The 21168-nt window shown below is 69.4% G+C and carries 23 protein-coding genes and 1 pseudogene; 12 read left to right on the top strand and 12 right to left on the bottom strand.

Annotated features, from left to right (window positions below; genetic code table 11):
- The first annotated feature begins 34 nt into the window (after window positions 1–34).
- The gene (locus tag ABD255_RS17150) at window positions 35–1687 is read left to right on the top strand and encodes a bifunctional 3'-5' exonuclease/DNA polymerase (protein WP_344214961.1); all 1653 of its coding nucleotides are present in this window, start codon (window positions 35–37) and stop codon (window positions 1685–1687) included.
- Here the strand turns inward: ABD255_RS17150 and ABD255_RS17155 are convergent.
- Together ABD255_RS17155 and ABD255_RS17160 are read right to left on the bottom strand one after the other, a co-directional pair.
- Complete coding sequence (locus ABD255_RS17155) at window positions 1669–2670, bottom strand: RNA polymerase subunit sigma-70 (protein WP_344214964.1); 1002 nt, start codon at window positions 2668–2670, stop codon at window positions 1669–1671. The two genes, ABD255_RS17150 and ABD255_RS17155, sit on opposite strands and share 19 nt — an antisense overlap.
- Complete coding sequence (locus ABD255_RS17160; RefSeq protein ID WP_344214966.1) at window positions 2670–3155, bottom strand: hypothetical protein; 486 nt, start codon at window positions 3153–3155, stop codon at window positions 2670–2672. The genes ABD255_RS17155 and ABD255_RS17160 overlap by 1 nt, the downstream gene beginning before the upstream one ends.
- Window positions 3156–3406: 251 nt before the next feature.
- On the opposite strand from ABD255_RS17160, the gene ABD255_RS17165 reads away from it, so the two are divergent.
- Together ABD255_RS17165 and ABD255_RS17170 are read left to right on the top strand one after the other, a co-directional pair.
- Window positions 3407–4195 carry an S-methyl-5'-thioadenosine phosphorylase gene (locus ABD255_RS17165; protein ID WP_344214968.1) on the top strand — a complete coding sequence of 263 codons (789 nt, stop codon included), beginning with the start codon at window positions 3407–3409 and terminating at the stop codon, window positions 4193–4195.
- The gene (locus ABD255_RS17170) at window positions 4192–5223 is read left to right on the top strand and encodes an NAD-dependent epimerase/dehydratase family protein (RefSeq protein WP_344214970.1); all 1032 of its coding nucleotides are present in this window, start codon (window positions 4192–4194) and stop codon (window positions 5221–5223) included. The genes ABD255_RS17165 and ABD255_RS17170 overlap by 4 nt, the downstream gene beginning before the upstream one ends.
- A 111-nt stretch (window positions 5224–5334) precedes the next feature.
- Here ABD255_RS17170 and ABD255_RS17175 read toward each other — a convergent pair whose 3' ends face one another.
- A complete protein-coding gene (locus tag ABD255_RS17175; RefSeq protein WP_344214972.1) occupies window positions 5335–6483 on the bottom strand; it encodes a sensor histidine kinase in 1149 nt (382 codons plus the stop codon).
- Window positions 6480–7178, bottom strand: coding sequence for a response regulator transcription factor (locus tag ABD255_RS17180; protein ID WP_344214974.1), 699 nt, complete (start codon window positions 7176–7178; stop codon window positions 6480–6482). Before ABD255_RS17180 ends, ABD255_RS17175 begins: the two co-directional genes overlap by 4 nt.
- 122 nt (window positions 7179–7300) lie before the next feature.
- Here ABD255_RS17180 and ABD255_RS17185 point away from each other — a divergent pair, with 122 nt between their 5' ends.
- From ABD255_RS17185 to ABD255_RS17200, 4 genes and pseudogenes are all read left to right on the top strand, one after another.
- Complete coding sequence (locus ABD255_RS17185) at window positions 7301–7960, top strand: glycosyltransferase family 2 protein (protein ID WP_344214976.1); 660 nt, start codon at window positions 7301–7303, stop codon at window positions 7958–7960.
- Window positions 7957–9234: a DUF2064 domain-containing protein gene (locus tag ABD255_RS17190; RefSeq protein ID WP_344214978.1), complete on the top strand. Its 1278-nt coding sequence runs from the start codon at window positions 7957–7959 to the stop codon at window positions 9232–9234. The genes ABD255_RS17185 and ABD255_RS17190 overlap by 4 nt, the downstream gene beginning before the upstream one ends.
- Window positions 9234–10319, top strand: a pseudogene (locus ABD255_RS43695) (MptA/MptB family glycosyltransferase); the annotation flags it as partial. The gene ABD255_RS17190 and the pseudogene ABD255_RS43695, both read left to right, overlap by 1 nt.
- Window positions 10320–10623: 304 nt before the next feature.
- Window positions 10624–11481, top strand: a complete 858-nt coding sequence (locus tag ABD255_RS17200; RefSeq protein ID WP_344214982.1) for an ATP-grasp domain-containing protein — start codon at window positions 10624–10626, stop codon at window positions 11479–11481.
- 31 nt (window positions 11482–11512) lie between these two features.
- Here the strand turns inward: ABD255_RS17200 and ABD255_RS17205 are convergent, their stop codons facing one another.
- From ABD255_RS17205 to ABD255_RS17215, 3 genes are all read right to left on the bottom strand, one after another.
- Complete coding sequence (locus tag ABD255_RS17205) at window positions 11513–12103, bottom strand: DUF2867 domain-containing protein (protein ID WP_344214984.1); 591 nt, start codon at window positions 12101–12103, stop codon at window positions 11513–11515.
- A complete protein-coding gene (locus tag ABD255_RS17210) occupies window positions 12100–12705 on the bottom strand; it encodes a TetR/AcrR family transcriptional regulator (protein WP_344214986.1) in 606 nt (201 codons plus the stop codon). The genes ABD255_RS17205 and ABD255_RS17210 overlap by 4 nt, the downstream gene beginning before the upstream one ends.
- 93 nt (window positions 12706–12798) lie before the next feature.
- The gene (locus ABD255_RS17215; protein ID WP_344214988.1) at window positions 12799–13578 is read right to left on the bottom strand and encodes a class I SAM-dependent methyltransferase; all 780 of its coding nucleotides are present in this window, start codon (window positions 13576–13578) and stop codon (window positions 12799–12801) included.
- 109 nt (window positions 13579–13687) lie between these two features.
- On the opposite strand from ABD255_RS17215, the gene ABD255_RS17220 reads away from it, so the two are divergent.
- Window positions 13688–14626, top strand: coding sequence for a threonine/serine dehydratase family protein (locus tag ABD255_RS17220; protein WP_344214990.1), 939 nt, complete (start codon window positions 13688–13690; stop codon window positions 14624–14626).
- On the opposite strand, the gene ABD255_RS17225 is transcribed toward ABD255_RS17220, so the two are convergent.
- The gene (locus tag ABD255_RS17225; RefSeq protein ID WP_344214992.1) at window positions 14591–16054 is read right to left on the bottom strand and encodes a glycosyltransferase family 87 protein; all 1464 of its coding nucleotides are present in this window, start codon (window positions 16052–16054) and stop codon (window positions 14591–14593) included. The genes ABD255_RS17220 and ABD255_RS17225 overlap by 36 nt on opposite strands.
- A gap of 70 nt (window positions 16055–16124) precedes the next feature.
- Window positions 16125–16820, bottom strand: a complete 696-nt coding sequence (locus ABD255_RS17230) for an HAD family hydrolase (RefSeq protein WP_344214994.1) — start codon at window positions 16818–16820, stop codon at window positions 16125–16127.
- A gap of 79 nt (window positions 16821–16899) precedes the next feature.
- Between ABD255_RS17230 and ABD255_RS17235 the strand changes: the two genes are divergently transcribed.
- Window positions 16900–17268 (top strand): hypothetical protein, encoded by a 369-nt coding sequence (locus ABD255_RS17235; RefSeq protein ID WP_344214996.1) that lies wholly within the window; start codon window positions 16900–16902, stop codon window positions 17266–17268.
- 50 nt (window positions 17269–17318) lie between these two features.
- Here ABD255_RS17235 and ABD255_RS17240 read toward each other — a convergent pair whose 3' ends face one another.
- Complete coding sequence (locus ABD255_RS17240; protein ID WP_344214998.1) at window positions 17319–17765, bottom strand: SRPBCC family protein; 447 nt, start codon at window positions 17763–17765, stop codon at window positions 17319–17321.
- A 132-nt stretch (window positions 17766–17897) separates the two neighbouring features.
- On the opposite strand from ABD255_RS17240, the gene ABD255_RS17245 reads away from it, so the two are divergent.
- Complete coding sequence (locus tag ABD255_RS17245; protein ID WP_344215000.1) at window positions 17898–18050, top strand: endonuclease/exonuclease/phosphatase family protein; 153 nt, start codon at window positions 17898–17900, stop codon at window positions 18048–18050.
- Between the two features lie 2 nt (window positions 18051–18052).
- Here the strand turns inward: ABD255_RS17245 and ABD255_RS17250 are convergent, their stop codons facing one another.
- Window positions 18053–18262, bottom strand: a complete 210-nt coding sequence (locus tag ABD255_RS17250) for a hypervirulence associated TUDOR domain-containing protein (protein WP_344215001.1) — start codon at window positions 18260–18262, stop codon at window positions 18053–18055.
- A gap of 130 nt (window positions 18263–18392) precedes the next feature.
- Between ABD255_RS17250 and qcrB the strand changes: the two genes are divergently transcribed.
- Window positions 18393–19949, top strand: a complete 1557-nt coding sequence (qcrB, locus tag ABD255_RS17255) for a cytochrome bc1 complex cytochrome b subunit (RefSeq protein WP_344215003.1) — start codon at window positions 18393–18395, stop codon at window positions 19947–19949.
- On the opposite strand, the gene ABD255_RS17260 is transcribed toward qcrB, so the two are convergent.
- Window positions 19925–20458, bottom strand: coding sequence for a GNAT family N-acetyltransferase (locus tag ABD255_RS17260; RefSeq protein WP_344215005.1), 534 nt, complete (start codon window positions 20456–20458; stop codon window positions 19925–19927). The genes qcrB and ABD255_RS17260 overlap by 25 nt on opposite strands.
- Before the next feature lie 55 nt (window positions 20459–20513).
- Between ABD255_RS17260 and ABD255_RS17265 the strand changes: the two genes are divergently transcribed.
- Window positions 20514–21050, top strand: coding sequence for a winged helix-turn-helix transcriptional regulator (locus ABD255_RS17265; RefSeq protein WP_344215007.1), 537 nt, complete (start codon window positions 20514–20516; stop codon window positions 21048–21050).
- Window positions 21051–21168: the final 118 nt, after the last annotated feature.

Raw genomic sequence — 21168 nt, forward strand, 5'->3', positions numbered from 1 at the left:
CGCGATTGTCGGTGTGAGGTGTGAGGATTCGGGCATGGACGAGCGGTGGGCGATCGCGCCGGCGGAGGGTGGTGGGGCGCTGCTGGTCGCCCTGCATCCCGACGGGCAGCCTGCCGGTGAGGTGTTGCGAGAGCCGGATCTGGCGGCCGCTGTCGGGTCGCGCCCACAGGTCACTCGGTGGGTGTGGAGGTCCACGCCAGAGATCTACCCGCGGCTGCTGGCCTCCGGGGTGCGGGTTGACCGGTGTTACGACGTCGAGTGCGCCGAGGTGCTGCTGCTCGGGCACGAAGGGCGTCTCGGAGAGCCACGATCCGCGGCGGCTGCCTGGGCCCGACTGACGAACAAGCCAGTGCCGGCTGATCCGCCCCTGCGCGCGGCGACTCCCGGCGAGCAGTCCTCGCTGTTCGAGATCCAGGAGGAGCCGATCTCCTTCGAGGCGCTGCTGCGGGTCTACGCCGACCAGATCCGCCGGCACCAGTCAGCGGAGTACCCGGATCGCATGCGGCTGTTGACCGCCTCCGAGTCCTCCGGGATGTTGGTGGCGGCCGAGATGGACCGGGCCGGGTTGCCGTGGAGTGCCGAGACGCATCGTGCGTTGCTGACCGAGTTGCTCGGTGAGCGGTTCGCGGGCAGTGGCGAGCCCAGACGGCTGACCGAGCTGGCGGACCAGGTGTCCGAGGCGTTCGGCCGGCGGGTCAGGCCGGATCTCCCGGCCGATGTGCTGAAGGCGTTCAAGCAGGCGGGCCACCAGGTCAGCTCGACCAGGAAATGGGAGCTCGAGGGCATCGATCATCCGGCGGTCGCGCCACTGCTGGAGTACAAGACGCTCTACCGGATCTACACGGCCAACGGGTGGAGCTGGCTGAACGACTGGATCCACGACGGCCGGTTCCGGCCCGGCTTCATCCCGGGCGGCACGGTGTCGGGCCGCTGGGTGACGAACGGCGGCGGCGGGCTCCAGATCCCGAAGGTGATCCGTCGCGCGGTGGTTGCCGATCCCGGGTGGCGCCTGGTGGTCGCGGACGCCTCCCAGCTGGAGCCGCGGGTGCTGGCCGCGATCTCACGCGATCCCGGGCTGATGGAGGTCGCCGGAGATGCCGGGGATCTCTACAAAGCCGTGTCGGACAAGGCGTTCTCGGGCGATCGCGCGATGGCGAAGCTCGCCGTGCTGGGCGCCGTCTACGGGCAGACCTCGGGCGACGGGTTGAAGAACCTGGCCGCGCTCCGGAAGCGATTCCCGAAGGCGGTCGCCTACGTGGACGACGCGGCCAGGGCCGGTGAGGAAGGGCGGCTGGTCAGGACGTGGCTCGGCCGGACCTGCCCGCCGTCCGGCTCGCCGATCGACGCGGCGATGCTGGAAGGACCGTCCGAGGAGCGCCCGACGGATGCCCGGCACGCGCGGGCGCGAGGGCGCTTCACCCGGAACTTCGTCGTCCAGGGCAGCGCCGCCGACTGGGCCCTGCTCATGATGGCCGCGCTGCGCCAATCGATCACCGACCTCAAGGCCGAGCTGGTCTTCTTCCAGCACGACGAGGTGATCGTGCACTGCCCCGCCGACGAGGCCGACCAGGTCGCGGCGGCGATCCAGGCGGCCGGCGACCTGGCCGGCCGGATCACCTTCGGCGCGACCCCGACGCGGTTCCCGTTCACCACCGCGATCGTGGAGTGCTACGCCGACGCCAAGTGATCCGGCAGGCCGTAGAGCGCGAAGTCGGTGGTTTCGAAGGCGGTCATCTCGGCGATCTTGCCGTCCTCGATCCGGAACACGCTCAAGCCGAACGGACGGAAGATCGTGTCGCCCGGCTCCCGCAGGAAGTCGGCCAGCGCCGGCTGGCGGTTGACGCCCGCCACCAGGTACTGCCATTCGCCCCGGTAGGCGTCGCCTTCCGGCCCGAAGTTCGCCGCCAGAGCGCGGGTGGCGTCCTCCCGGCCGAAGAACCAGAACGGGTACGGCGGCATCGTGACCCGGATGTCCTCATGCATCAACGCGGCAAGCCCCGCCGCGTCAGCCCGCTCGAAGGCTTCCATGTACTTCGCGAGCAGCGCCTGCTCCTCTGCCGACGGATCCCCCGCCGGAGCCCACTCGGTACGACGCGGCGGTAGGTGCTCCCGTAGTACCGGGCGGGCTCGCTGCAGGGCGCTGTTCACCGAAGCGACGCTGGAGTCCAGCAGGTCGGCCGTCTCCTTCGCGGACCAGCCGAGCACGTCCCGGAAGATCAGTACTGCGCGCTGCCGCGCCGGCAGGTGCTGGATCGCGATCAGGAAGGCCAGCTCGATCGTCTCGCGCCGGACCACCTCGGCGTCGGGCTCCTCGGCACGGTCCAGCAGGACGTCCGGGAACGGCTGCAGCCAGGGCAGGTCGTCCCGGGCCGGCAGCGCCTCCTTCGGGAACGACGCGGGCTCCAGCTGATGTGGCAGCACCCGCTGCGGGCGGCGGGCGTCGTCGATGCAGGCGTTGGTCGCGATTCGGTACAGCCAGGCCCGTAGGGAGCGGCCGTCGCCGTGCTCGCCCTGGAAGGTGGCGCGCTTGCGCCAAGCCCGAAGGAAGGTCTCCTGCACCATGTCCTCGGCGTCGTCGAAGGAGCCGAGCATCCGGTAGCAGTGCACCCGCAACTCGTGCCGGTACTTCTCCGTCTGCTCCGCGAAGGTGTCCTCCGCCAGCTCGCTCATCAGCTGCCGTCCTCCAGTTCGATCGTGCTGGGCATCGGCGCGTGCCCAGCCAGCCGGAACCAGGTGACGAGTCGCCGCCGCCGCAGGTTCCGGGTCGAGACCACGATGTCGTTGTGGAACCGCCTGGCCAACTGGACCCGCCGCATCGCAGTACCGAGTTCTGCTGCCCAGGGTTCCACCTCGGCCGAGGTCGCGCCGACCGCCCGGGTCAGAACCGACTCCGCCTGCTCCCGCTCGTCGCCGTTCGCAGTACGGGCTCGGTGGGCCGCGTCCAGCAGCAGTAGCGACGATGCGGGGTCCAGTACGCCGCTGCCCGCGAGCTCGGCCACCAGGGCCGACCGGCGGGCCAGCTCCGTGTCGAGGACCGCTCGGGCCGTCTTCACCCGATGGTGCAGGCGGTCCAGCCGTCCTGCGGTCCAGCCGCAGTAGGCACCGAGCAGGAGCAGAAGAACTCCCAGCACGAAGAGGGCCCACGGAAGCGTCACCAGCACATTCGACCATCGATTACGGAGCGCTGACGGTCCGGGCGGATTGGGTAGTCGGGGGTCGCGGGACTTCTAGTGTCCCGTAAGCGAGATAGCTTGAACGATGGAGGTGTCCAGGTGCGTGCATCGCAAGGCGGAGAAGCGTCCTCGATGCTCTGGCATCGTGGACGTTTCTCCAACGCCGCGAGGTGCGTGCCTGGGCGCCTCCAGCGTTCAAGCTATCTCGCTTACGGGACACTAGGGTCGAACACATGGCAGAAATCGGCGTGATCGGCGGATCCGGCTTCTACTCGTTCCTCTCCGGCGCCCGGCCGGTCGAGGTGGCGACCCCGTTCGGCCCACCGAGCGAACCACCGGTCGTGGGCGAGGTGAACGGCCGCGAGGTCGCCTTCATCCCCCGGCACGGCGCGGACCACCGGTTCCCGCCGCACCGGGTCAACTACCGCGCGAACCTCTGGGCCCTCCACCACCTCGGCGCCCGCCAGATCCTCGGTCCCTGCGCCGTCGGCTCGCTCCGCCCTGAGCTCACTCCGGGCACGATCGTCGTCCCCGACCAGTACGTCGACCGCACGTGGGGTCGGGAGCACACCGTGTACGACGGTGCTCCGGTCGTGCACGTTTCTGCCGCCGACCCGTACTGCGCCAACGGCCGGGCGGCGGTGATTGCCGCAGGCAACGGCAAGGTGGTTGCCGGGGGCACCATGGTGGTGATCAACGGGCCGCGGTTCTCCACCCGGGCCGAGTCCCGGTGGCATGCGGATCAGGGCTGGTCGGTTGTCGGTATGACGGGTGCGCCGGAGGCGTCGATCGCCCGGGAGCTCGCGCTCTGCTACACCTCGATCGCCGTGGTCACCGACCACGATGCCGGTGTCGATGCGGGTGAGGGTGTCACGCACGCGGAGGTGCTGGAGGTCTTCGGGCGCAGCATCGATCGCCTCAAGACATTGCTTACGGAGGTGATCGGGCAACTTCCGAAGCCCGACGCCGACTGCACGTGCCGCCACTCCCTCGACGGGACGGCCGGAGAGGACCTCTGGTGAAAATCCTGCTCACTGGGGGTGCCGGCTTCATCGGCCGGCATGTCCACGCTCAACTGCTGACCGAAGGTCACGAGGTCGGAGTCCTGGACTCGCTCAGACCAGACGTTCACGGGCAACAGCCCGAGGCTGTCGAGCGGGCTTCCGGCGAGTTGACTGTCGGCGATGTTCGCGATGCCGCGGCGGTTGATCGCGCGCTTGACGGGGTTGACGCGGTGGTTCATCTGGCCGCGAAGGTTGGGCTCGGAGTCGACCTTGACGACATGGACGACTACGTGAGCAGCAACAGTCTGGGGACTGCGGTGTTGCTGCGGCAGATGGGCCGCCGGCAGGTGCGTCGGCTGGTCTACGCCAGTTCGATGGTCGTCTACGGCGAAGGGCACTACGACTGCGACCGGCACGGGCCGGTGGCGCCGGGGCCGCGGCGGGTCGAGGATCTGGAGCGCGGGCAGTTCGAACCGCCCTGCCCGAGGTGTGGCGCGTTCCTGCGGCCGGGTCTGGTTCATGAGGATGCCGCGCTGGACCCGCGGAACACCTACGCCGCCAGCAAGCTCAACGGTGAGCATCTCGCCGCCACTTGGGCTCGGGAGACCGGCGGGCAGGTCGCGGCCATGCGGTTCCACAACGTGTACGGACCAGGCATGCCTCGCGATACGCCGTACGCGGGGGTTGCGGCGATCTTCCGGTCCGCATTGGAGCGGGGTGAGGCGCCGAAGGTGTACGAGGACGGGGGGCAGCGTCGCGACTTCATCCATGTTCGCGACATCGCCACCGCGGTCGCGACGGCAATCTCGGCGGATCACCCGCCGTTCACCGCGTTCAACGTCGGCACCGGCACAGTCCGGACGATCGGCGACCTCGCCGCCGAACTCTCCACCGCCTACGACGGCCCGGCTCCGGTTGTCACTGGCGCCTACCGCCTCGGCGACGTGCGCCACATCACCGCATCCTCGGCCAAGCTCCGCGAAACCCTCGGCTGGAAACCCGACTACGACCTGACCTCAGGCATCGCCGACCTCTTGAAGGATTGACGGATCGGACCGCGCTGGCTGGGGTTGTGGGTGGAATCCTGAGGGCAGGGGCTGGGGACGCGAGCTCGCAGCTGTGGCGCGGGTGGCGCCTTGGCCCCGTAGTTGGGGGCTTCAGGTGTTGGCGGGTACGGGTGGGAGTTCGATTTCGAAGGCGCAGCCGCCGTTGACGTTGGAGACGGCGATGGTGCCTTCGTGGGACTCGACGACGCCGCGGGCGATCGCCAGGCCCAGGCCGCCGCCCGTGCTGCTGGAGGACGGCGTGCGTTGTTCGTCGCCGCGCCAGCCGATGTCGAAGACGCGCCCGAGGTCGTCGTCGGGGATCCCGCCGCAGCCGTCCGTCACGGCCAGCCGGACCCGTCCGTCGCTCTCCCGGTCGACCGCCAGCTTCACCGTGCCACCGGCCTCGGTGTGCCGGATCGCGTTGCCGACCAGATTCGTCACCGCTCGGGTCAGCTCGTCCGCATCCCCGTGTACCGCGAGCCGATCGTCGTTCGGCGGCGTCGAGACGGTCAGCGAGACACCTTCGGACCGGGCGTGCTCACACGTCTCCCCCACCACGTCCTCGGCCAGTTCCCGCAGGCTGACGGCGACCCGTCGGCGCGGCGGCGGAGCCGCCGTCAACCGCGACAGTTCGAACAGGTCGTCCACCAGGCCGGTCATCCGGTCCACCGTCGTCCGCATCTGCCGCAACGCCCCGGGCACGTCGTCGACGACCCCGTCCTCCAGCCCTTCCGAGACCGCCCGCAGCCCGGCGAGCGGAGTACGGAGGTCGTGGGACATGAAGGCGACCAGTTCACGGCGGCTGGCTTCGAGGGCGCGTTCGCGTTCCCGGGAGGCGGCCAGGCGTTGCCGGGTCAGCTCGAGCTCGTCGGTGATCGCGGCCAGTTCGGCCGGCACGTTGCCGTTCGAACCACCCTCGACCGGCTCGTACGACGTACCGAGGTGGCGCAGGCGGCGCCCGACATCGCGCGAGCTGGTGGTGATCCAGTGCCCGAGCAGGATCGACATCGCCAGCCCCAGCAGGCCGGAGAACGCCAGCGTCCAGAGCACGACCAGCGAGTCGTGGGGCGAGATGAACATCGCCCGCACGCTCTGGGCGACCGCGGCCAGCGCGGCGATCATCGGCACCAGGCCGGCCACGATCACGGTGGTCCGCACCGAGCGGCGCCGCAGCCGCCACAGCACCAGTCCGCCGACGCCCGCGACGATCAGGGTCCACAGGGCGGTCAGCCCGAGGATCGTCGCCTGGTCGCGGTTCATTCGGCCTCACCCGCGAAGCGGTAACCGGTCCGGGGCACGGTCAGCACCAGCCGCGGATCGGACGGATCGAGCTCGATCTTCTCCCGCAACCGCCGCACGTGCACGGTCACCGTCGAGGAGTCGCCGAAGTCCCAGCCCCAGACCCGGCGCAGCAGTTCGGCCTTGGTGTAGGCCTTGCCCGGATGCGAGACCAGGAAGGCGAGCAGGTCGAACTCGCGATGCGTCAGCGACAGCTCGGCACCGTCCAGGAAGGCGGTCCGGGCGGCGGTGTCGACGGTGATCGGACCGGCGCTGAGCTTGGTCGGCGTCAGGTCGAGCCCGGCCAGCCGCTCCTCGCGCCGCAGCATCGCCTGCACCCGCAGAGTCAGTTCGCGCGGGCTGAACGGCTTCACCACGTAGTCGTCGGCGCCGAACTCCAGCCCGACCAGCCGATCCTCCTCCTCGCCGCGCGCGGACAGCATGATCACGGCCGCGCTGTCGTCGGCGGCGCGCATCCGGCGCAGTACGTCGAGGCCGGACAGGCCGGGGAGCATCACGTCGAGCACGACGACGGACGGTTTCCACTGCTGCCAGACCTCGACCGCCTTCACGCCGTCGGCGACCACGCGGGCGTCGTACCCGGCCTTGGTCAGGTACGCCGAGACGACGTTCGATACGGTCGGGTCGTCGTCCACCACGAGCACACGAGTAGCCACGGGTCGAGCGTAGATCGTCCGGCCGTCCGGCAGCGCCACCGTGCGGCCGGCGGAAGGGGATGTAAGCGAGCCGTAGCCGCCGTTCGCCCCGGTCGGCGCCGGTTCTTCCCTACCGTCGAAGGGTGTCTGCTGCTGAGGTCGATCTGGTCCTTCCCTGCCTGAACGAGGCAGGCGCGCTGCCGTGGGTGCTCGGCCGCCTGCCCAGCGGAGTACGGGCTGTTGTCGTCGACAACGGATCCACCGATGGGTCCGCCGAGATCGCGGCCGGCCTGGGCGCGCTGGTCGTGCCGTGCGAGGTGCGCGGGTACGGCGCCGCCTGCCACGCGGGGCTGGAGGCCGCGACGGCGCCCGTGGTCGCCTTCCTCGATGCGGACGCGTCCCTGGATCCGCAGCAACTGGTCCGGGTGACCGCGCCGGTTTTGGACGGCCAGATCGACCTCATGCTGGGCCGTCGACGACCTGTCTCGAGGTCGGTGTGGCCGTGGCATCTGCGGCTGGCCAACGCCGAACTGTCGCGGCGCGTCCGGCGCCGTACGGGCGTTCAGTTGCGCGATCTCGGGCCGATGCGGGCCGCTCGTCGCGAGGCGCTGCTCGGTCTGCGGCTGCGGGACCGTCGCTCCGGCTATCCGCTCGAGACCGTCGTGAGAGCGGCCGACGCGGGCTGGCGAATCGCCGAGGTCGACGTCGACTACCTGCCGCGCTCCGGCCGCTCGAAGGTCACCGGTTCTCCGCTCGGCGCCGCGCGCGCCGTGCTCGACATGTCGAAGGTGCTGTCCGGGTGAGGGCCGGCACGCTGATCGTCATCGCGAAGGAGCCTGTGCCAGGACGGGTGAAGACCCGGCTGCAGACCGAGTTCTCCGCGCACGAGGCGGCCGCGCTCGCTCGTGCGTCCTTGTCGGACACCCTCGCCGCCGTCTATTCCAGCGCGGCGGGTCGGCGCGTCCTCGCGCTGGAGGGTGAAGCCGGGCCTTGGCTTCCGGCCGGGTTCCACGTGTTGAAGCAGCGTGGTGCCGGCTTGGACGAACGGCTCGCGGCCGCCTTCGAGGACGCGTACGCCGGTACGCCGATGTTGCTGGTCGGGATGGATACGCCGCAGCTCACCCGGGAGCTTCTGGACGTCGACTGGGCCGGGCACGACGCAGTACTGGGGTTGACCGAGGATGGTGGCTACTGGTGTCTCGGGCTGCGTGAACCCGACCGGCGGGCGCTGGTCGGAGTACCGATGTCGACCGATCACACCGGCGCCGACCAGCTCGTGCGGCTGCGGAAGCTCGGGTATCGGGTGTTGCTGCTGCCGACTCTGCGGGACATGGACACACCGTCGGATGCTGCCGCGATCGCCGCGCTCTTCCCTGCGCTGCGGGTCTCTCGACTGCATCGGCGGCTTCAGCACGCGGCGCATCCCGCGCTGTTGTTCGAGAAGGCGCTGGACGGAGCGCGGGTAGTTGCTACCGGCACCGATGGGCGCGCGGTGCCGTCGCTGGCCGAGGTGGACCGGTGGCGGGCACCGGCGGATGCGGTGGACCGGTTGGCGCTCAGCCGCTGCGAGGGGCCGGTGCTCGACATCGGTTGCGGGCCCGGGCGGATCGTGACAGCTCTGGCCGAGCGTGGCATCCCGGCTCTGGGTGTGGACATCTCGGCGCAGGCGGTGCTGCTGACCACCAAGCGGGGAGCACCGGCCCTGCGGCGTCCGGTTCAGGATCCGTTGCCTGGCGAGGGGCGTTGGGGCAGCGTCCTGCTGATGGACGGCAACATCGGCATCGGCGGAGCCCCCGGCACGCTGCTGCGCCGCTGCGCCGAACTCGTTCGCCCGGACGGTCTGGTCCTGGTCGAGGTCGACCCCGACGACAACCTGGACGATCCGGCACCGATCATCCTGCACGCCGACGGCGGCCGCCGCTCCAGTCCGTTGCCCTGGGCAAGAGTAGGCACACGCGCCGTCCTCCGCCACGCCGTCACCGCCAACCTCCTCGCCACGGAGGACTGGCGCGCCGGCGGCCGAGCCTTCCTCGCCTTCCGCAGCTCCACCGCCTCCCGACTGGCCCGAGCCAACTGATGCCCGCGCGGCTGGAGGTTGGTGGGGTGGTTGCGACCTTCGGGTGCGCGGCGGTGATCTGGACCGGAGCGGTCGATCGGTGGCCTAACGTCACCTTGCTGGGCGCGTCTGTGCTGCTCGGAGCCGTGGCTTGGCTGATCTTCAGACGCCCGGCAGGACCTCGGGCAGTGCTGGTCGTCGTGGCCTTCGCGGCGCTCTGTCAGTTGCCCGGGCTCACCACGCCGCCGATCACCAGCACGGATGCTTACCGGTACGTATGGGACGGCCGGGTCCAACTGTCGGGCAGTTCGCCGTACTCGCATGTGCCTTTGGACGACCAACTGGCGCGCTTGCGGGACCCTGTGCTCTTCCCCGGCTTGTCACCCACGGAGACCTCGGGAGTTGTCGGGCCGCCGCGGGTGCCCCAGGATCCGGCTGCCATCGCTGCTCTCAGCGCCGATGACCCGCGGACCCTGATCAACCGTCCGCGCGTACCCACCATCTACCCGCCCGTCGCGCAGGCCTACTTCACCGCGGTCGCTTTGCTCACTCCATGGTCGGCAGGGACCTTCGGACTCCAAGTAGCCGGAGCCGCACTCGCCGTGGCGCTGACCGCACTCCTCGCGGCCGAACTCCGCCGCAGAGGAAAGGATCCGCGCTGGGCGCTGTTGTGGGGTTGGTCACCGATCGTCGCCCTGGAAGCCGGCAACGCGGCCCATGTCGACGTCCTCGCCACCTTCCTGATCGTCGCCGCGATCATCCTCGCCGTACGCCGTCGCCCGGTCTGGGCCGGCGTCCTCCTCGGCGCCGCCGCGTCCGTCAAACTCCTGCCCCTCCTGCTCATCCCCGCCTTTACCGCGCTGCGCCGGCCCGACCTCCGTACTCCGCTGGTGGCCGTCGGCAGCTTCGCCCTCTCCTACCTCCCGCATCTGCTTGCCGCAGGCACCTTGGTGGTCGGCTTCCTGCCCGGCTACCTGACTCAGGAGGGCTTCACCGACGGCAGCTCCCGGTCGGCGATTCTCGCGCTGGTGTTGCCTCCTGAGGCGCGCCAACTCGCCGTCGGGCTGCTCGCCGTCGCGCTCGCAGTACTGGCTCTGCGGCGGCATGGACGCGAGCCGATCGCGACCACCTGCTGCTGGCTCTTCGGCGCCGCTTTGCTGATCACCACCCCGACATACCCGTGGTACGGGCTGCCGTTGATCGCGCTCGCCGTACTGGCGGGGCGGTTCGAGTGGCTCGCCGTACCGGTCGCCGCGTACCTCGCCTACGCCAGCTTCGGCCACGAGCAGCGGCAGGGGCTGATCTACCTCGCCGCGGCTGTCATCGTTGTCATCGCGACCACGCTGCGTCACCGTCCGCTGGGGAGTAAGCGGTTTGACGAACTGCCGAGGCGCGCCAACACTGATCCGCGTGAGTCCTCGTATCGCACTGGCGAACTCCGCCGACCACGCACAGCTACATTCGCACGACCTGCCGCTCGCGGCCGCCCTCCGGACGGCCGGCTTCGACCCGGTCGCCGAGGTGTGGACCGACCCCTCGGTCGACTGGTCCTCGTACGACGCCGTCGTACTCCGCTCCGTCTGGGACTACCACGTCCGCTACCTCGAGTTCGTCGAGTGGCTCGGCCAGCTCGACAAGGCCGGGGTGCCGGTGCTCAACGAGACCGACCTGGTCTGCTGGAACGCCGACAAGAGCTACCTGCTCGAACTGCGCGAGCGCGGCGTCGCGATCGTGCCGTCGCAGGTCGCGGCCGGAGCCTGCCTGCGGGAGGTCGTCGGCGGTCTCGACGGCCAGGAGATCGTGATCAAGCCGACCGTCAGCGCGACCGCCCGGCACACGATCCGCGGTACGGCCGGCTCGGACGAGTTGAGCCGGGCGATGGACGACCTGCCGGACGCCGTGTACCTGGTGCAGCCGTTCCTGAAGGAGATCCAGTCCGAGGGCGAGTGGTCGGTGATCTACCTCGACGGCGAGTTGAGCCACACCGTCCTGAAGCGCCCGGCTGCTGGTGATTACCGGGTCCAGGACGACTTCGGCGGAACGGCCGAACTGGTGGAGCCGCCGGCCGCAGTACTGGAAGGGGCCGCGGCCGCGCTGGCCGCTGCCAACGCCCGCCGCGCGCCGGTCTACGCGCGCGTCGACGGCATCGTCAGCAACGGCCGCTTCCTGCTGATGGAGCTGGAACTGATCGAGCCCTACCTGTTCCTGCCGCTGGTCCCCGACGCGGCCGACCGCTTCGCCGCCGCGATCGCCGGCCGCCTGAGCTGAGCCCTGAGCTGACCGGCTCAGCTGAGCTGCCTCAGCTGAGCCGCTCGGTCTGGGCCTGCCACTCGTCGCCGATGGAGCGCATCAGCGGCGGGTAGACGAACAAGTGCCGGAAGGGCGCGATCGCGGCCATGTAGGCCGTGCCGAGGAAGCCGTTCGGCTTCACCAGGACGCCCATCTGGCCGCGGTAGCCGCCGGAGCCGTCCGGCACCCAGCCGAGGTGCAGGACGGCGTGCACGGTGCTGTTGCCCATCTCCGCGACCCACTCGTCATCCCTGAGGAAGACCGACTTGAAGGGCAGCTTGTCGAACTCCGGACCGGACGGACCGTCCCGGAGATCGTCGGGCAGGCGGTCGCGCAGGGTCGGCACCCGGGAGCCGACGCCTCGCTGGGGATCGTCCCAGCCGAACCACTCCCCGAGCTTCCAGCGAATCGCGAAGAGCGTGCGGGCGATCCACGACGGGTTGCTCGCCGTGTCACCCGTCGCGAAACTCTGGACCAGTCGCGGGAAGTCGTCGGGACCGCCGGGGGTGGGCAACGCCCAGACGTCGTACAGGCGGAAGTCGGGGGTGAGTTCGTGGACCCGCCAGGGCAGGTCCGTGTGGGCTGTGTCCGGGAGTTTCATGTCGAGCCTCCAACTGGTTCGAGTCCGAGCGCGCCGGCGGCGGCGCGGATCGCGAGCTGCTCGTCGTACGGCGCCTGGCCGGCCAGCGCGATCACCACTCCCTCGAAGGCTCCGAGGTAGGCGAGAGCGAGAGTCCTGACCGGCGGTCCGGGCGGTATCGCCCCCGCCTTGCGGCCGGCGCTGATCAGTCGCATGCACTGCTGGAGGAGCAATTCGTACGCCTCCTCGACCGCCCGCCCTACGGGATGGTCCTGCCCCGAGAACTCCAGCCGCAACGCCACAGCCACCCGCGCGATGTCCCGCCGGCAGAAGACGGCATGACCACCGGCAAGCGCCAGCAGCGCGGCGACCGGCTCGGTCTCCTTCTCCACCCGTACGCCGACCTCGTGCTGCCAGGTCTCGAGAATCCACGCGAACACCGCCAGCGTCAGGTCCTGCTTGTCCTTGAACTGGTGATACAGCGCCCCCCGCGTGTACCCGGCCTCCGCCGCGACCTGCTCGAGCACCAGATTCCTGTACCCGACCCGCGACAGCCCTCGAGCCGCCGACTCCATCAAAGCGGTCCGCGACCGCGACCGCCGATCAGCCTGCGTACTCCGCATGCTCAAAAACATACATACGTGTCTGTAGGTTTGCAAGACTCACGGCCGTCGAGAACGCGGCCATCACCAAGGCGCCCCCGATCGCCGCGACGGTCAGCGGGTGCCGGTCAGGACGATGACGTCGATCTGCTCGTGGTACGGCGCGTGGCCCTCGAGGGCTCGGCCTACTTGTTTGGCGAAGTACGAGCGTTGTTCGAGGGGTGGCAGGAGGTTGACCGGGAGGGCGGAGTACACGCCGCCGATGATCCGGTCGAGGTCCAACTCGTCCTCGTAGTGGAAGTCGGTTCGGCCGACGGTGAAGCCGGCCGCGGCCAGGCTTTCGGAGTACCGGGTCTGGCTGTCCTCGTCGGTGCCGCAGGTCGCCGCGACCTCCGAGTCGAGCCATAGCTCGAGGTATCGGCGGAGGGCCTGCGACCAGGTGCTGTCCTGCAACCAGAGGGGGCTGCCGTTGGTCACGACGGCGACCCCGCCGCCGGGGCGAAGAAGCGGCCGCAGCGACTGGAACAAGCTGTCGTGGTCCATCCAGTGCAGCGCCTGCCCGACCGTGACCGCGCCCAGCGAGGCCTTGCCGAGCAGCGAGCCGACAACCGGTACGTCGGTATCGGCGCCGGCCATCCAGCTGATGTTGGTCCGGTCCGCCGCCACTCGGCGGGCTTCGGCGAGCATGTCCGGCTCCGGATCCATCCCGATGACGGCTCGGACCCGGTCCGCGATCGGCAGCGCCAACTGCCCGGTCCCGCAGCCCAGATCGAGGACGACGTCGTCCCGGGTCAGGCCGAACGCCGACACCAGGGCGTCGATCACCTCGGCGGGATACCCCCGCCGATACCGCTGGTAGAAGCCAGCCACCTCGCCACCGAACCCCAAGTCCACGCCTCCACCTTCTCAGTTCCATCCAAGCGAATCCCGCCGATCCGCTGACAGCAGACCTCCGACGCCGACCGGCACCGTCCGGTTGCGTCCGGCCGTCTAAGGTCTGGGTATGCCGAGCCTCGAGGACATACGCAGCGCCGCCGCCGCCCTGCAGGGGCGGATCCACCGCACCCCGATGCTGGAGTCGTCCGCCCTGGACGCGATCTTCGGCGGCCGGCTCACGCTCAAGGCCGAGCTGTTCCAGAAGACCGGCAGCTTCAAGGTCCGGGGGCTGCTCACCAAGACCTTGCGGCTGACGGCCGAGGAGCGCGAACGTGGGGTGATTACGGTCTCGGCCGGCAACGCCGCCGGCGCGCTGGCCTGGGCCGCGCGCGACGCCGGCGTACCGGCGACCGTGGTGATGGCGAAGACCGCGGTACCGGCCAAGATCGAGGCAGCCCGCGCGTACGGCGCCCAGGTGGAACTCGTCGAGGGTGACCTGATCGGCGCCTACGAGGCGATCCGCGACGAGCGGAAGCTGACCGGCGTGCACCCGTTCGACGACCTCGACGTGATCACCGGGCACGGCAGCCTCGGGCTCGAACTGCTCGAGGACCGCCCGGACCTCGACACCGTGCTGGTCCCGGTCGGCGGCGGCGGGCTGATCTCGGGGGTCGCGCTCGCGGTGAAACTGCTGAAGCCCGGCATCCAGGTGATCGGCATCGAGCCCGAGACGGCCGACGTGGTCAGCCGCAGCCTCGAAGCGGGCGAGCCGCAGAAGCTGCCGACCGCGAAGAGCATCGCCGACGGCCTGGCCGCACCCGTCTGCGGCACCCACAACTTCGGCATCATCCAGCAATACGTCGACCAGGTGGTCCGGGTCAGCGAGGACGCGATCGTCGAGGCGACCAAGCTCGCCATGTCCCGCACCAAGCTGGCCCTCGAACCGGCCGCGGCCGCACCGTTCGCCGCCTTGCTCGAAGACAAGATCGAGCTGACCGGCCTGACCGCGAGCGTGGTCAGCGGCGGCAACCTAGACGTGCGCGGGATCCAGTTTCCGGGGCGGTAGATCCGAGACCACGCCGTCACCCGGATCATCGGCGACGTCGCCCTGCCGCACCGGGTCCCTCTCGGGCAGCAGGATGTCGCGCGCGACCACCAGCATCAGCCACAACGTCCCGGCCATCCGCAGGATCACCGACAGCCAGTAGATCTTGTCCGGCTGGTCCGGCGACCCCGGCACCAGGAATTGGGCCAGATGCAGCCAGACCATCATCCAGTAGAAGCACTCGCAGGCCTGCCAGATCAGCCAGTCCCGCAGCTTCGGCCGGGCCAGCGCGACCAGCGGCAGCAACCACAGCACGTACTGCGGTGAGTACACCTTGTTCACCAGCAGGAACGCGGCGACCACCAGGAACGCCAGTTGCGCGAAGCGTGGCGGTTTGGGCGCCATCAGGCCGAGGATCGCGATCGACAGGCAGAGCCCGGCGAAGATCACGATGTTGAGTTGGTTGACGTCGGCGACCTCGTGCTTGGCCAACTTCAGCACGTACCAGATCGAGCCGTAGTCGCTCTCACGCTCGTCGTTGAAGACCCAGAACGACAGCCACTCGTTCTTGGCCAGCAGGTAGATCGGCGCGTTCACCAGCCCCCAGGCGCAGATCGCCGCCACCGTCGCCTGGAACCACGGCCACAACGTACGGCGGCGCAGACAGACGATCAGCAACGGACCGAGCAGCAGGAACGGGTAGAACTTCGCCGCTGTCCCGAGCCCGAGCAGGATGCCGAACCAGATCGGCTTGCCCCGCGACCACGCGAACATCGCGCCGGCCGTCAGTACCACGGCGAACAGGTCCCAGTTGATCGTCGAGGTGAAGGCCAGCACCGGCGCGGCGGCGACGTACAGCGCGTCGAGTGGCTGCCCACGGGCCGCGCCCGGCCGCGTCGAGACCCCTCGTGCGGTCGCGACCGTCAACCCGACCAGCACGAGGGCGCAAAGGAAGAGCAACGCCACGTTCACGACGAAGAAGACGCCCGCGGTGTCGCGTTTCTGCTCGACCGTCACGTCCTGCTTCGGGTCACCGGTGATCAGCCAGGTGATCTGCGCCGCGACCTCCATGAACCCACCGGTGAGCACCGGGTACTCCAGGACCGGGTAGTTCCCGGTGTCGAGGAACGGCCGGTTGCCCTCCGCGAAGCCGCGCTCCTGGTACAGGTAGCCGATGTCGGAGTAGCACAGCGCCTTGAACGGCCGCCAGCTCTGCCGGTCCCAGCCCGCGTCCATGCACGGAGCCTTCTGCAGTACGCCGAGCGCGAAGGTGACCGTGCAGACGGCCAGGGCGATCCGCAGCGGCGTCCACCAGGACGAACTGAGCCGGGCGAATCGGCCGGTCGGCCCACCCAGTCCCACGGTCAGGCCAGCGACGGCCGGGTCGACCTCCGAGGGGGCCGGCCGGTGCTGCGAGTCCTGCGCGCGTGGTGGCGTCACGGGTGCCATCGTCTCCTATCCGGTCGGCCGCCCGGCAGGCGGCGCCCGCCAGGTTACCCAGGTTGTCCACCCGGGTGCGTCATTCGGTCCTGCCGCGCGCCCCGAAGTCGCGGTCTAGTGCGGTTCCGGTGATGCGCAGGGCCTCGGTGATCGTGTCCGCGACGGGCGCTCCGGTGGCCTTGAGCGCCGCCTTCGTCATCGCGCCGGTGGAGACCAGGACGCACTGGGCTCCGACGGCCTGCGCCGCGAGAGCGTCGTCGACGACATCACCGATCACCAGTACGTCGGCCGGCCGAAGCTCCTGCGCCTCCAGGTGCCGGGCCAGGTGCTCGGTCTTGGACTCGCCACCGAGCTCCGCCGCCAGCCCGTCGATCCGGGAGAACAGGCCGGTCAGACCGAATTCCTCGACCAGCGGGATCAACTGCCGGTGGAACCACATGGACAGCAGCGACTGCGTCCGGCCGGTGCTCGCCCATTCCAGCAGCTGGCCGGGCACATCGGCAGCCAGCTTGCTCGTCGGCAGCAGTACGTCGTACTGGTCGTGGTAGAGCTTGTCGACCCGGGCCCAGTTCTGGTCGTCCAGCACCTGGCCGAGGATCTGCTCGTACGTCGTCCGCACCGGCCGGGCGTACACCTCCCGCCAGTTCTCCCAAGTCAGCTCGGGCCGGCCGTAGGCGGCGCAGACCTGGTTGACCGCGGCGATCACCGCGTCGTTGTCGTGGAGCAACGTCCCGTTCCAGTCCCACACGACGTGAGACACCTTCGCACTGGTCACCGCGCCAGCCTATGTAGCGCGGTTGCGGGACGGCCGGGCGGACCGGTTTGAACTCGCTCGGGCCGGACACCGGGCGGCCATGACTGTCCCGAAGAGCAAGAGCGTCGGCATCGCGATCGTCGCGATGCTGTTCGCGATCCTGCCGGCGGCTTCCGCCGGCACCTCTGCGGCCGCCGCGCCGCAGACAACGACGACCTCGTCGGCTGTGCCTTCCGCCGACTCCCCGTCGCCCACGCTCGGCTCGACCCAATCCAACGCGGACCAGCCCGGCGACAACGACGGCGACGCGTCCGACTTCTCCGGCACCCCCTTGGTGATCGGGGGGATCGCGCTCGTCGTGATCCTGTTGGTCGCGTTCACGCTGTTCACGTTCCGCGGCCGGCGTCGCCGGTCCGAGGAGCGCGGGGATCAGGCCGGCAACAAGGGGCGCATGAAGGACCGGTCGTAGCGCAGTACGCAGCCGCTGTCCCAACCTAGCGGCGGGCGGGGCCTCTCAGCCTAGGCGTCCGGGCCGGTCGACGGGTTGGCCGCCTTGCGCTCGGCGGCCGACTTGATGCCGGCCAGCGTGTGCCGCAGACCGTCCTCGATCGACGAACCATCAGCATGCTCGGTGTGCAACCGGACCGTCAGCTTCGAGGTGCCGTCGGCAACAAAATCCACGTCCAGTTCACCGTGGTACTCATGCGGCCCCGGAGCACCCCAGCGCAGCTTCTTCCCGTCTTCCACCACGTCGATCCAGGCCTCTCCCTCGACCTTGCGCTCAGGCTCGCCCTCCGGCTGGATGACGGCCTCCACCTCTACCCGCTCCCCCTCCGCGACCTCCCCGGCCCGATGCGCCTCCGTCATCTGCGGCAGGTACTCGGGCAACCGCTCGACATCGGACAAGTACTCGAACAGCACGGTCGACGCCACGTCAACCGTCGTCGAAGCCTCGTAGTCACCCATCAGCTGACCTCCCGCTCAGTCGCGCGACACCATTGCCGCCCGGGTACCCGGCGACTGCAGCGGAAAACGTCGGCACGCCGTTCCCCTTCCCGAGCCGCTGGGTACTGGCGTCGCAAGACCGGCCGACTACGCGTGGCGACCTTGAACATCTGGTGCCGCCACGGCGACTGGCCGGCGCGCCGCGAAGTACTGAGGGAGGGATTCCGCAACCTGCGGCCGGATCTCGTGGCGCTGCAGGAAACCGTGGTCGAGGACAGCTACGACCAGGTGTACCTCGACCGCTGACCTCACTGGCGGCGCAGGGCCTCCGGCTTGTGCACGGCCGTACGACCGCTCTTCGAACTACGCACCAGGTACTGCGGCTCGTCGGCGGACGCGTCGATTACCCGGCCGCCCGCGTGGGTCCGCTCGGTGATCCGCTTCTCCACGACTCCCTCCGCCGTACCGCCGTGGCTGTCCCACGCGACCTTGTCTCCCTTGCGGAACTCGTGCGTCATGTCTGTCCTCCTTGGACGAGGTCCCACCGGTACCCCGGCCCACCCGAGGACACGAGCCGTTGCATAAGTTCAATTGTCTTCCGGCGTCCGTCGTGCATAACTTATGCATAGGTTCCGGAGGTGAACGCAGATGGCGGAAGAACGGGCGACAGACCTGCCCCCGGCGGTTCGCTGGCTCGACGACCGGGTCGGAATCGCCAAGCTGGGCAAGAAGAACCTGCGCAAGGTGTTCCCGGACCACTGGTCGTTCATGCTCGGCGAGATCGCGCTCTACAGCTTCATCATCCTGATCCTGACCGGCATCTTCCTGACCTTCTGGTTCAAGCCGTCGATGGCCGAGGTCGAGTACCAGGGCTCGTACAGCCTGCTCAAGGGCCTGCCGATGTCCGAGGCGTACGAGTCGACGCTGCGGATCTCCTTCGACATCCGCGGCGGGCTGCTGATGCGGCAGATCCACCACTGGGCCGCCGTGCTCTTCGTGGCGGCGATGAGCGTGCACCTGCTCCGGATCTTCTTCACCGGCGCGTTCCGCAAGCCGCGTGAGCTGAACTGGCTGATCGGCATCGTGATGCTGTTCCTCGGTATCGTCGAGGGCTTCATCGGCTACGGCCTCCCCGACGACCTGCTGTCCGGCACCGGGCTGCGGATCACCGAAGGCCTGGTCCTCGCCTCGCCCGTCGTCGGCACCTGGCTGAGCTTCTTCATCTTCGGCGGCGAGTTCCCCGGCGACGACTTCGTCTCCCGGTTCTACACGGTGCACGTGCTGCTGATCCCGGGCCTCCTGCTCGGCCTGATCACGCTTCACCTCATCCTCGTCGTCTACCACAAGCACACCCAGTTCCCCGGCCCCGGACGCACCGAGAAGAACGTGGTCGGCTATCCCCTGATGCCCGTCTACATGGCGAAGGCCGGCGGCTTCTTCTTCGTGGTGTTCGGCGTTCTCGCGGTGATGGGCGCGCTGCTGCAGATCAACCCGGTCTGGCTCTACGGTCCGTACAACCCGGCCGAGGTGACCGCCGGCTCCCAGCCCGACTGGTACATGGCCTGGCTCGACGGCGCGGTCCGCCTGATGCCGGGGATCGAGTCGGAGTTCTGGGGAGTCACCATCAGTTGGAACGTCGTCGTACCGGCGCTGCTGATGCCGCCGTTGTTCATCGGGTTCGTCGCGCTGTACCCGTTCCTCGAGCAGTGGGTCACTCGCGACAACCGCGAGCACCACCTGCTGGACCGGCCGCGCAACCAGCCGACCCGGACCGGGATCGGCGTCGCCATCATCGTGTTCTACGGCGTGCTTTGGCTGAACAGCGGCAACGACCTGATCGCGACCCACTTCGACCTGTCCATCAACACGATCACCTGGGTCTGCCGGTTCGCCATCTTCCTCGGCCCGCTCGCCGCGTTCTGGATCACCCGCCGGATCGCCTTGTCCCTCCAGCGCGGCGATCGCGAACGCGTGCTGCACGGCCTGGAGACCGGTGTGATCGTCCGCCTGCCCAGCGGCGAGTACGTCGAACGGCACGCGCCCATCTCGAAGTACGAGGCGTACGCGCTGTCCTCCCCCGAACGGCAGACCCCGCTCGAACTGCCGCCCGCCACGGACGAGAACGGAGTACGGGCACCGCACAATCGGCGCGAGAAACTCCGCGCGAAGCTGTCGGCCTTCTACTTCACCGACAGCAACCGCTGATCCTCGAAGGCCAAGTGGAGCGCCGTGACGGGAGCGAAGTAGTTGAGCAACGCGCCATCTCGCTCCACGGCGGAGTACGGGAGGTGGCGGCGGATCATCCGGATCACTCGGTCGTTGGCCGCGCTGACCACCATGAGGAGTCGGATCGCGCCGGCGGCGTACGCGGCGGCCGCGGCCAGGTTCATCATCCGCAGGCCGAGGCCGCGGCGTTGATCTGATTCGGCGATCACCACGGCCAGTTCGGCGGTCGGCACCGAATCCCCCTTGGCCCACGCCCACATGCCGTGCCCGACAAGCAGGTCGTCCCGCTCGGCCACCCAGGCGTCGCCGGTGGGAGTGAGCAGCGGCTCGACCAGCGTCGGCCGGGGTGGACGGCCGACCGCGGTCTGGAACCGGAAGTACAGGGAGAGGTCGGAGAGCCGGGACAACATCGCCGAAAGACCGTCCGCATCCGCCGGCTCCGCGCGCCGGATCATCGCCTCACCGCGGCCTACCTGAGTCTGATTCACGGAGTCAGCCTCGCTGGGGTTGGCTGAGTCTGTCAAGCAGACTTATCCTCGATCCATGACCGAGTCCCAGACCATCTCTCCATCGACGCCTGCACCGGGCCGCGAAGCAGAGCCCGAGGCGATGCGCTGGTCGACGGCCAACTGCACGATCTCCCGCACGATGGAGGTGCTGGGCGAGAAGTGGACGTTCCACATCCTGCGGGAGGTCTTCGTCGGGATCCGCCGCTTCGACGACATCCGGACCCGCGCGGACATCCCCCGCCAGGTCCTGACCGACCGACTGGCCGCGCTGATCGATCGCGGCCTGCTCCGCCGCGTCCCGTACCGGCTCCCCGGCCAGCGCGAGCGCTACGAGTACCGCCTCACCCAGCCAGGTCTCGATCTCTACCCGGTCCTGGTCGCGATGGTCCAGTGGGGCGACGAGCATCTCCCCCTCGACGGCGGTCCACCCCTGATCTCCCAGCACCGCGACTGCGGCGAAGAGATCACCGTCGTACTGCGCTGCGCCGCGGGCCACGAGCCGACTCCGCGAGAAGTCGCCTTCCGCCCCGGACCCACGGCTCAGCCCCGCATCGTCGAATCGGCCGACTGAGCCCTCTGGCTCATAGGTCGTCGTGACACTGTGTGCTTCGACCCGATCACGGGAGCATCGAGAACCCACCGGTCGACGTACGGGAGGTTGCCCGATGAGGCGATGGATGGCGGCGCCG

Origin of the sequence: Kribbella sancticallisti (assembly GCF_039530625.1) — a bacterium.
GTDB classification, from domain to species: domain Bacteria; phylum Actinomycetota; class Actinomycetes; order Propionibacteriales; family Kribbellaceae; genus Kribbella; species Kribbella sancticallisti.

Bases quoted from the DNA above. Each gene is read 5' to 3' on its own strand.
- ABD255_RS17150 (WP_344214961.1), top strand. From the start codon at position 35: ATGGACGAGCGGTGGGCGATCGCGCCGGCGGAGGGTGGTGGGGCGCTG.
- ABD255_RS17155 (WP_344214964.1), bottom strand. From the start codon at position 2,670: ATGAGCGAGCTGGCGGAGGACACCTTCGCGGAGCAGACGGAGAAGTAC.
- ABD255_RS17165 (WP_344214968.1), top strand. From the start codon at position 3,407: ATGGCAGAAATCGGCGTGATCGGCGGATCCGGCTTCTACTCGTTCCTC.
- ABD255_RS17175 (WP_344214972.1), bottom strand. From the start codon at position 6,483: ATGAACCGCGACCAGGCGACGATCCTCGGGCTGACCGCCCTGTGGACC.
- ABD255_RS17205 (WP_344214984.1), bottom strand. From the start codon at position 12,103: ATGAAACTCCCGGACACAGCCCACACGGACCTGCCCTGGCGGGTCCAC.
- ABD255_RS17210 (WP_344214986.1), bottom strand. From the start codon at position 12,705: ATGCGGAGTACGCAGGCTGATCGGCGGTCGCGGTCGCGGACCGCTTTG.
- ABD255_RS17220 (WP_344214990.1), top strand. From the start codon at position 13,688: ATGCCGAGCCTCGAGGACATACGCAGCGCCGCCGCCGCCCTGCAGGGG.
- ABD255_RS17225 (WP_344214992.1), bottom strand. From the start codon at position 16,054: ATGGCACCCGTGACGCCACCACGCGCGCAGGACTCGCAGCACCGGCCG.
- ABD255_RS17235 (WP_344214996.1), top strand. From the start codon at position 16,900: ATGACTGTCCCGAAGAGCAAGAGCGTCGGCATCGCGATCGTCGCGATG.
- ABD255_RS17240 (WP_344214998.1), bottom strand. From the start codon at position 17,765: ATGGGTGACTACGAGGCTTCGACGACGGTTGACGTGGCGTCGACCGTG.
- ABD255_RS17250 (WP_344215001.1), bottom strand. From the start codon at position 18,262: ATGACGCACGAGTTCCGCAAGGGAGACAAGGTCGCGTGGGACAGCCAC.
- qcrB (WP_344215003.1), top strand. From the start codon at position 18,393: ATGGCGGAAGAACGGGCGACAGACCTGCCCCCGGCGGTTCGCTGGCTC.
- ABD255_RS17265 (WP_344215007.1), top strand. From the start codon at position 20,514: ATGACCGAGTCCCAGACCATCTCTCCATCGACGCCTGCACCGGGCCGC.